The organism is Nocardia sp. NPDC060255, assembly GCF_042727395.1.
GTDB lineage: Bacteria > Actinomycetota > Actinomycetes > Mycobacteriales > Mycobacteriaceae > Nocardia.
Window position 1 is genome coordinate 210775 of record NZ_JBHXAU010000016.1, and the last position, 9791, is coordinate 220565.

Sequence of the window (9791 nt, forward strand, 5' to 3'; positions counted from 1 at the left end):
ACTATGTTTGCTTTGCCGGGAGACCCGATTTCCGGGGGCTCGATGTGCCGGGGTAGTTGCGTCGCCCCCGCCGCAGCGGATTGAATGCCCTCATGGGTGTCAGCGCGGTCCGAGATGTCGACGTGTGCGTGGTCGGGCTCGGTCCGACCGGCCGGGCGCTGGCGCATCGCGCGATGCGAGCCGGACTCAGCGTGGCCGCCGTCGACCCGCGACCGGATCGGCTCTGGCCGCCCACCTACTCCTGCTGGGTCGACGAACTGCCGGGCTGGCTGCCACCGAGTGCGATCGCGAGCACGATTCCGCAGCCGACGGTGTGGGCCAAGACCGAACACCGCATCGATCGCCCCTACTGCGTGCTGTCGAAAACCGGCTTGCGCGAGGCATTCCCGCTCGACGACGCCACCGTGCACACCGGCCGCGCCACCCGGGTCGACGCGCACGTCGTCGAACTCGCCGACGGCACGACGATCACCGCCGCCGCGGTATTCGACACCCGCGGCCTGCCCACCCTCGGCCGGCGCCGGGCCGCCAGCGCGCACGGCATCTTCGTCGCCGCCGAGACGGCCGCGCCCATGGTCCAGGACGGTGAAGGGCTGCTGCTGGACTGGCGGCCGGAAAACGGCGCGGGCCCCGACGAGCCGCCGTCGTTCCTCTACTCCGTACCGCTCGGCGACGGCACGGTGATCTTCGAGGAGACCAGCCTCGGCCTGCGCGGCGGCATGCCACAGCACGAGCTGCGCAAACGCACGTTGAATCGCCTTGCCGCGCACGGCATCCGGCTGACCGGCGACGAGCCGACCGAGGCGGCGCACTATCCGCTCGATCAGCCGCCGCCGAAAAAGGGCGTCGCCCAGGCTGTTCCGTTCGGCTCCCGCGGCGGCATGATGCACCCCTGCACCGGCTACAGCGTCGCCGACTCGCTCGCCCTGGTGGACACCGCGATCACCGCACTGCAGCAGGACCGCGACCCCGTCGCCGAACTGTGGCCGCGCCCAGCCCGATTGGTGTACTGGATGCGGATGCGCGGCCTATGGGGCATGGGCCGCCTGACCACCGACCAGTCGATCGCCATGTTCGACGCCTTCTTCAGCGCCTCCCCGCGCGGACAGCGTGCCCTACTGTCCGCGCACGACGACTACACCGCCCTCGGCGCCGTCCTGTTCAACACCGTCGCGCATACCTGGCCGTTCCGCTGGCGCTACGACCTGGTCGGCTGGACCCACCGCAATCGCTGGCTGGACTACGACTTCGATCAGGCGCCGGTCTCCGCCGCCCGGCGATAACCGCGCACGGCCGGGTAGGCGAACACCACGATCAGGCCGAGCGTCCACAACACGGTCTTCATCAGCGGGTCCGCGACCGGTCCGCCGTAGGACAGTCCGCGCATCGCGTCGATCGCACAGCTCATCGGCTGGTTCTGGATCGTCGACTGCAGCCACGTCGGGTAGGCGAAGGCCGGTGCGAAGCCGGTGTTGAAGAACATCAGCAGGGTGTTGATGATGCCGATGATGTTCACCAGCATCACGCCCTCGGTGATGGTGGCCAGCGCGGTGACGAGCACGGCGAAGGCGACGCCGAACAACACCGGGATCCCGATCAGTGCGAGGCCGGCGAGGGGGCCCTGGTTGAATCGGAAGCCGAGCAGCAGCCCGACTCCGATGACGAACAGAGTGGTGACCAGGACACGCACGGCCTCGGCCAGTAGGCGTCCAGTCAGACCGGCCGCTCGGTGGATCGGCATAGTCCAGAAGCGGCCGAGCAGGCCGGTCATCTTCTCGCCCTTGAAGCCGAGTGCACTGACCACCGCGCCCGACATCGCGGCGACCAGCGTGAGCAACGCCATCTGGGCGTAGATGCTGGGCTGACCGGTGTAGCCGGTGATCGCCTTGCCGAGCACGATCTTGAACATCAGGAGTGTCAACGCCGGATACACCAGCGTCTGAATCGTCGTCGCGGGATCGCGCGCCCACACAAGCAGCAATCGCTTGCACTGGATCAGGCTGTGCGCGACCCAGTTGCTCAGCGAGTTCTCGGGTTTCGCCGTCACCTCGGGCAAGGGCGTATTCCACGAGATCTTTTCGGTCTCGTCGATCGGCGCCACAGGGGTCTCCACAGAACTCATGATCGCCTCACGCTCGCCCACACTGCCAGCGGGATGAACACGAGCGCGAGCCCGATCACCCAGGCCAGCGGCACCCACAACACTTGCCAGCTCACGCCGCCCGCGGCCATGTCACGCAGCGCGAAGGAGAACTGGGAGACCGGCTGATTGCGCACGAACCCTTGAATCCAGGTCGGGAAGTTGCGTTCCGGAACGAATCCGCAGGAGAGCATGCCAAAGATCAGCGTCGGCAGGGTCAGCGCCTGGCTCAACGATTCCGGGCTCTTGGTCAAGCTGCCGAGCGCGTCGGCGCCGAGCGCGAGCGTGGTGCCGATCGCCAAGGAGAACAAGCAGAACAACGCTGCCTGGCCGAAGCCGGCGACGAATCGGAAGCCGATCATGTAGCCGAAGAGCACCGCCGCGGTCAGCGAGGTGATCGAGCGAACCAACCCGGCCGCGATCCGCGCGGACAGCGGAACCAGCATGCCGATCGGCATGGTCTGCATTCGCGTACTCAGCCCGGTCAACGCCTCGAACGCGGCCAACTGCGCGTTCGACATCATGGTGAAGGCCATCGTCTGCAACACGATGATCGGCATGACGTACTGGGCGTAGTCGATGCCCTGGAACTTCATCACGAAGCGCAGCGGCAGGTAGAAGCCGAGGGTGAACACCAGCGGCGTCACCACCGCGACGATCAGCTCGCCCTTGGTGGCCATGGTCCAGACGATGCGGCCGGACAGCGCGCGCCACTGCGCGAACGAGGACAGCCGGGCCTCGGGTAGGTCCGCGAACAACGCGGCCGCGTCGGCGGCCCGGTCGGGGGCGGTAGCGGTGGTCACGCCGTGCCGCCCGAATGTCCGGTGATGGAGAGGAAGACGTCGTCGAGCGAGGGCCTGCGCAATGCGATGTCGGCCAGTTGGATGCCCGCGGTGTCGAGCCTGCGCAGCGCCTCGGTCAGCGTGGCCGCACCCTCCGGCGCCGGAATCGAGAGCCGGTCACCGCCGTTGAGGCCGGCGAGCACCGCGGCGGGCACCAGATCGCCGAGCGCGGTGGCGGTCGGGCGCAGCTGCTTCGGGTCCAGCGGGACCACCTCGCAGTAGCTGCCGCCGGTCTTCTCCTTGAGCTCGTCGGCGGTGCCCTCGGCGATCACCGTGCCCTTGTCGATGACGATGATGTTGTCGCTGAGCACGTCGGCTTCCTCGAGGTACTGCGTGGTGAGCAGGACCGTGATGCCCTGGGCCTTCAGCGCGTTCACCAGATCCCAGACGCCTTGGCGGCTGCGCGGATCCAGGCCGGTGGTCGGCTCGTCGAGGAACACCACCTCCGGCCGCACCACCAGACCGCACGCGATGTCGACTCGGCGACGCATGCCGCCGGAGTAGTGCCGCACCGCCCGACGGCCCGCGTTCACCAGGTCGAATTCCTCGAGCAGGGTGTCGGCCCGCTTGCGCGCCGCGGACTTGGTCAGGCCCATCAGGCGGCCGAACAGTTCCAGGTTCTCCCGGCCGGAGAGGTTCTCGTCGAGTGCGGCGTACTGACCGGTCATCATGATCGACCGGCGCACCCCCGCCGCGTCCTTGAGCACGTCGTGCCCGGCGACCACGGCGGTGCCGGAGTCGGGGCGGAGCAGCGTGGACAGGATCTTCACCATCGTCGTCTTGCCCGCACCGTTCGGCCCGAGAATGCCGAGGACGGAGGCGCGGTCGGCAACGAAGCTGACCCCCTGCAGTGCATGCACATCGCCGAACGACTTCCGCACATCCGTCACCCGGACCGCTGGCTCACTGGCATGCAGATCTGCTTGGTTCAAGCTCGGCATCAACTCTCCACTATCGGCAATTGCGGCGACTCGTGGTCGCCGGAGCGCGCGCGTATACGTCCCCCTAGGAGATCCGTAGCGCTTGGCGTGATGTTACCGGCATGCAGCCTTCGCACCGGGGCGCCCGCGCATTACCCAACAGAAGCACAGACTAAATGTGTCCTTACTCACACCTGCCGATATCGGTCCGGCGCGACGCGGATCGGCGCTGGTGGACCGTGTCAAGGGCAGCGTGGTGGCGGCGAACGAGCCTTGTCGGCCCGTCGCGGCGACCATAGTCTGCTAATTGGGGGAACACTCACTCGTCCGCGGCGGCCGCCTCGCAAGTGGCCCGTACGCCGATTTCGATACTGCGAGAGGTGATCATGGCCGAGTCCGCGCAGCCACAGGTGGCGGCGCAGCCCGGAGGATCGGGCCGATCGAACGTGCTGACGTCCTATGACCCGCGCACCGGCGAGACCGTCGGCAACTACGCCGTGATGGGCGCGGGCGAAATCAATCGAACGGTGCGCGCCGCCCGCGCGGCCGAAAAATGGTGGGCCGAGCTGGGATTCAGCGGCCGCAAGCGCTGGCTGCTCGACTGGAAGCGCGATATCGCCCGTCGCGCAGGCGAATTGGCCGAGATCCTGTCCGAGGAAACCGGAAAACCGGAGGCGGACGCGGTAATCGAGGTGATGCTCGCGGTCGAGAACCTCGACTGGGCCGCCCGCAACGCGGCGCGCGCGCTCGGCAGGCACAAGCTCGGCTCCACCTGGCTGACCCGCAACCAGCGCGCCTCGGTCGGCTACCTGCCGCTCGGCGTGATCGGGGTGCTCGGTCCGTGGAACAACCCGGTGTTCACGCCGATGGGGTCGATCGCCTACGCGATGGCCGCGGGCAACACGGTGGTGTTCAAACCGCACGAGCTGACCACCGGTGTCGGCGTCTGGCTGGCCGACAGCTGGACCAGGCTGGCGCCGAATCAGCCGGTGCTGCAGGTGGTTACCGGCGATCACGCGACCGGCAACGCGCTGTGCCGGGCCAAGGTGGACAAGATCGCCTATGCCGGTTCGGATTCCGGCGCGCGCGAGGTGATCGCGCTGTGTACGCAGACGATGACGCCGGTGGTGGTGGAGCGCGGCGGCAAGGGCAGCATGGTCGTGCACGTCGACGCGAAGCTCGACGACGCCGCCGAGGCCGCGGTGTTCGGGGCGATGGCCAATGCCGGGCAGAACGCCACCGGGATCCAGCGGGCCTACGTCGCGGAGTCGGTCTATGAACCGTTCCTGGAGCTCGTGGTCGCGCAGGCCGGCAAGCTGCGCCCCGGCGCCGACAAGCGTGCGTCGTACGGCCCGATGATTCTGGAATCGCAGGTCGAGGTGGTGCGCAAGCAGATTCGCGATGCGCTGGCCCGCGGCGGCCGTGCCGTGGTCGGCGGCATGGATTCGATTCGCGAGCCGTACATCGAACCGGTGGTGCTTGCCGAGGTGCCCGAGGAGAGTCTCGCGATCACCGGCGAGGGCATCGGGCCGGTGCTGGTCGTGAACAAGGTGACCAGCATGGAAGAGGCCGCACAACGCATCAACGCGGTGGGCCATGACGTCGCGGTCTCGGTGTTCACCAGGGACGTGCACGAGATCGAGACCTTCGCCGAGCACCTGCGGGTCGGGGTGGTCACCATCAATTCCTCGACCGCCTACGCGGGCATTCCCGCGTTGCCCTTCGGCGGTGTCGGTGAGTACGGGCAGGGCCATAGTCACGGCGATCAGGGACTGCGCGAGTTCAGCCACACCCTGGCCATCGCCCGCAAGCGCTACAAGGCACCGGTCAATCTGTCCACCTTCGACCGGCACCCCCGCCATTTACGGTTGGCCAAGACCATCTTCCGTATCCGGCACGGCCGTCGCACCTGACGCACGCTTCTTGATTTCCGGCACCTGGAATCGCATGCGAATTCCGGTGCGGGACATTAGAAGGCGTGCACGGTTAGGGCTTGTTGCCGAGCAGGACGGCTTGCATGAGAGCGGTGACCCGGGCCAATTGTGGTGGGCGGGAATCGAATCGGAGCAAACGGCCGACATCGATTACCTGGCCGATCGCGGCGTGCACGCGGAAACGTGCCTCGACTGGATCACCGTCCAGAAGATTGGCCCACTCCAGAACGTTCTGGCGTTGAATGGCGCGCAGTTTGTGTTGTTCGGCCGGCGGCAGGTTGCTGAATTCGGCGTAATAGACCGGCATGATCTCCGGCATCGCGAAGGTGAGCCGGGCCTGGCGCTCGGCGATACGGCGCACCGCGTCCTCACGGCTGGTCGCCTCGGCCAGCGCCTCGGTGATCGCGAGGGCGACCCGATCGCCGGTCCGGTAGAACGCGGCGGCGAGCAGATCGGACTTGCTCGCGAAGTAGCGGTACACGCTGGAGGCGTTGATGCCGACGGCCGCGCCGATCTCCTCGATGCTGGCCTCGTGATAGCCCTGCCTGCCGAAGATCCGGATCGCCTCGGTGAGCAGCTGTTCGCGTTTCGACGACACCGGCAGGCCGCGCGTGACGGGTCCCGGATCGGGTTCCGGCGACGCGGGCGGCAGCTCGGCGCGCAGGATCGCCCACGCCATGTCGTGCAACAGCGGCAGCAGTCTGGCACCGGACAGCGCGCTGCGGTGCGCGGAGATGCTGGCGATCGCGCTGAGCACGGCGGCGGCCAGCATCGCCACATCGGCGGGCGGGGCGTCGGGTCGCAGCAGCGCGATGGGCTCGGCGAGGGTGCCGTTCAGGTCGTCGTAGATCTTTCTGATCCGGACTCGATCTTCGCGTTCCAGGTAGCGCCGCTCCCAGCGGTACAGCCCGGCCTCGCGGCGGATCTCGATGGTGTGTTCGCTGATCGCCCGGATCAGCGCGTCCAGCCGCTCGACCGGTGCCAGCTGCGAGTTGTCCGCGGCGCGAGCGACATTCAGCAGATGCCTGGCGCCCTCTTCGGCGGCGGCGACGAGCAACGCGTATTTGTTCGTGAAGTGCCGATACAGCGCGGGCCCGGAGATGCCGACCTCGGCGGCGATCTCGTCGACGCCGACCGGGTAGTACCCGCGATCGCTGAACGCGCGTGCGGCCGCCCGGATGATCTGCACCTTGCGATCCTTGGGCCGACGACGCACCGGCGCACCCGTCGCCCGACCGCCTGCGGGATCACTGCGCGCGGCCGGCGTATCGGCGTCCGGCCGCGCGGAAGCGAGGCCGACCTCGCTGCGATCCGCGACCATGCACCTCTCCGTTCTCCGGCGGCGCCGCTGGTTGACAGCGCCCGACAATGGAACCTAAGTTAACCACAATTCGCAAAGTTAACCAGTATTCATGGCAGGGTAGCCGCTGAGTTCCAGCGTAGGAGCAGACAATGAGAGAGCGAAGCGAACGAATCATGTGCCAGCGCGCATTGCGCATGACGCAGCCGAGCGCCAGCGAGGCGGAGTCATGAGCAATACCGATTCCGCGGCACCGGCCGCGCCCGCCACCCCCGAACCGCGGTTTACGGCGGTGCACGACGGCAAGGTGCTGCGGGTGACCATCACCAACCCGAAGCGCAAGAACGCCGTCGACTACGACACCATGCTCGCCCTCGGCGACACCTTCGTAGCGGCCGCCGCGGATCGCTCGGTGCGGGTGATCGTGCTGACCGGCGACGGCGGCGATTTCTGTACCGGCGCCGACCTCTCGGCCACCGTGCGGGAAGCCCAACGCGGCATCACCCCCGATATGACGATGGACGTCGCGAACCGCTTCGTGAAGTCCATCGTCGACTGTCCGGTCCCGGTGATCGCCCGCGTCAAGGGCGCCGCGGCAGGTGTCGGCGTCGCCGTCGCATTGGCCGCTGACCTGGTCTACGCCAGCGAGGATTCCTACCTCCTGCTCGCCTTCATCAATATCGGCCTGATGCCCGACGGTGGCGCGGCCGCCATGATCGCCGCCGCGGCAGGCCGCCCCCTCGCCGCGGAGATGGCCCTGCTCGGCGAGCGCCTCCCCGCCCCCACTGCAAAACAGGCAGGCCTGTTCACCGCGGTCCTCCCCGAAGCCGAACTCGACGCAAGGGTCGAAGCCGCCGCCGCGAAGATCGCCACCGGCCCCCGCCGCGCCCTCGAACTCACCAAGCAAGCCCTCAACCAAGCAACACTGACCGCCCTCGACCCAGCCCTCGCAGCCGAAAAGTCCGGCCAGACCGAACTTTTGACGTCCCCCGACTTCCTCGAGGGCGCCACCGCCATGCTCACCAAGCGCAAGCCGGTCTTCCAAGATTGACCAAAGGCAAAGCTGAAACTCGCCCACGCGACAACTGATTTCGCAAGCACATGGGTAACTCGCTGGGTACCGGCTAACTCCACCGCGCGTCGCCAACGTCACGATCAGCACACGAGTCTGGCCTGGAGTCGCGGAGAGGCGGACCAGCCAACTGATTTCGCGACAACATGGGTAACTCATCGGGTACGGGCTAACCCAACCCACCACCTCACCGCCGGTCGCCAACGCAACTTCCGACGCGCACGAGTCTGGCCTAAAGGCTCGGAGAGGCGGGACAGCTAAGCTCCTCCGCTATGGGCTACCTGGTTACCGGGGCAACTGGGTTCATCGGTCGGTTCCTCGTCCCCGAGCTGCTGAAACGCGAGGGGATCATCCATGTGCTGGTGCGGCCGGGCGCCGAGTCCGCCGACCGGTTCACCTGCTGTGCCCGCGAGTGGGGCGCGGCGGATCGGGTGCGGCCGGTGCCCGGTGATCTCGGTGCGCCCGGTCTGGGTATTGATCCGGCGTGGCTGGCCGAGCATCGCGGCTCGATCGACCATGTCTTCCACCTGGCGTCCAGCTATGACCTCGCCGAGCGCAGCGACGGCACCCGGCATCTGGTCGATGTCGCCGAGGCCCTGAAAGCCGGTCTGCTGCATCATGTCTCGACGGTCGAGGTGGCCGGTTCGGCGGAGGGCCTGTTCACCGAGGACATGTTCGACGAGGGCCAGGTGCTGGCCACGCCGACGCAGCAGGCCAAGTTCGAGGCGGAACGGATCGTCCGCGGTGCCGCACTGCCCTGGCGGATCTACCGCCCGTCGATCGTGATCGGCCATTCCAGAACCGGCGAGATCGACCGGATCGACGGCCCGTACTACTTCTTCCGACTGCTCCGGATGGGCGCGCAGCTGCCACGAATCCTGCCGGTGCTGGTACCCAAGCTCGGCGAAACCAACATGGTCCCGGTCGATTTCGTGGCTCGCGCACTGGATCATCTTGCGCACCAACCAGCCTCGAACGCCACCACCTACCACCTGGTCGACCCGCGCCGCCAGAGCGTGGCCGAGGCATTGAACCTGTTCGCCGACGAGGCCGGCGCACCACACCTGGTCGAGGTGATGCCGAAGCGCGCCCTCGACCTGATGCTCCAGGTCCCCGGCGCAAGCTGGCTCCTCCCCCACATCGGCGTCCCCCGAGACATCCTGGAACACAGCGAATTCACCTGCTGGTTCGACTGCCGCAACACCACCACCGCCCTCAAGGGCACCGACATCAAAGTCCCACCCCTGGCCGGCTACGCCCCCCTGATCTGGAAGTACTGGATCGAAAACTGGGTCTGATGCCCAGACAACAACGCAGACACCACATTCGAGCAGAGTCGTATGGTCGCTAACCGATCTTCACCAGCAACCATATGACTCTGCTCGATGACGCCAACAACCATATGACTCTGCTCGATCACGCCAGCAACCATTCGACTCTGCTCGCCTCGATGACACCAGCACCCACCTGACTCTCTTCGCTTTCCCCAGCATCTTTCAACCGGACCACAGCCAGTCCTCACGCTGGAACACAAGCGTTGCCCATCACAAGCCGCGGAAGAGCAGGCCGGGTACCCCACCTGA

The 9791-nt window shown here is 67.2% G+C and carries 8 protein-coding genes; 4 read left to right on the forward strand and 4 right to left on the reverse strand.

Annotated elements, in window-relative coordinates; all coding sequences use genetic code 11:
• The first annotated feature begins 92 nt into the window (after positions 1-92).
• A complete protein-coding gene (locus tag ACFWF1_RS27510) occupies positions 93-1283 on the forward strand; it encodes a lycopene cyclase family protein (protein ID WP_379286639.1) in 1191 nt (396 codons plus the stop codon).
• On the opposite strand, the gene ACFWF1_RS27515 is transcribed toward ACFWF1_RS27510, so the two are convergent.
• From ACFWF1_RS27515 to ACFWF1_RS27525, 3 genes are read right to left on the reverse strand one after another with little or no spacing between them, the layout of a single operon-like run.
• Entirely contained in the window at positions 1253-2122 is an 870-nt protein-coding gene (locus tag ACFWF1_RS27515; protein ID WP_379286637.1) for an ABC transporter permease, read from the reverse strand. The genes ACFWF1_RS27510 and ACFWF1_RS27515 overlap by 31 nt on opposite strands.
• Positions 2119-2943 (reverse strand): ABC transporter permease, encoded by an 825-nt coding sequence (locus tag ACFWF1_RS27520; RefSeq protein ID WP_379286635.1) that lies wholly within the window; start codon positions 2941-2943, stop codon positions 2119-2121. The genes ACFWF1_RS27515 and ACFWF1_RS27520 overlap by 4 nt, the downstream gene beginning before the upstream one ends.
• Positions 2940-3923 (reverse strand): ATP-binding cassette domain-containing protein, encoded by a 984-nt coding sequence (locus tag ACFWF1_RS27525; RefSeq protein WP_379286634.1) that lies wholly within the window; start codon positions 3921-3923, stop codon positions 2940-2942. Before ACFWF1_RS27525 ends, ACFWF1_RS27520 begins: the two co-directional genes overlap by 4 nt.
• Before the next feature lie 365 nt (positions 3924-4288).
• Here ACFWF1_RS27525 and ACFWF1_RS27530 point away from each other — a divergent pair, with 365 nt between their 5' ends.
• Positions 4289-5815 carry an aldehyde dehydrogenase family protein gene (locus tag ACFWF1_RS27530; protein WP_379286882.1) on the forward strand — a complete coding sequence of 509 codons (1527 nt, stop codon included), beginning with the start codon at positions 4289-4291 and terminating at the stop codon, positions 5813-5815.
• 73 nt (positions 5816-5888) lie between these two features.
• On the opposite strand, the gene ACFWF1_RS27535 is transcribed toward ACFWF1_RS27530, so the two are convergent.
• The gene (locus ACFWF1_RS27535; protein ID WP_379286632.1) at positions 5889-7157 is read right to left on the reverse strand and encodes a TetR/AcrR family transcriptional regulator; all 1269 of its coding nucleotides are present in this window, start codon (positions 7155-7157) and stop codon (positions 5889-5891) included.
• 208 nt (positions 7158-7365) lie between these two features.
• On the opposite strand from ACFWF1_RS27535, the gene ACFWF1_RS27540 reads away from it, so the two are divergent.
• Complete coding sequence (locus ACFWF1_RS27540; RefSeq protein WP_379286630.1) at positions 7366-8187, forward strand: enoyl-CoA hydratase-related protein; 822 nt, start codon at positions 7366-7368, stop codon at positions 8185-8187.
• Positions 8188-8480: 293 nt separating this feature from the next.
• Positions 8481-9506 (forward strand): SDR family oxidoreductase, encoded by a 1026-nt coding sequence (locus ACFWF1_RS27545; RefSeq protein ID WP_379286629.1) that lies wholly within the window; start codon positions 8481-8483, stop codon positions 9504-9506.
• Positions 9507-9791: the final 285 nt, after the last annotated feature.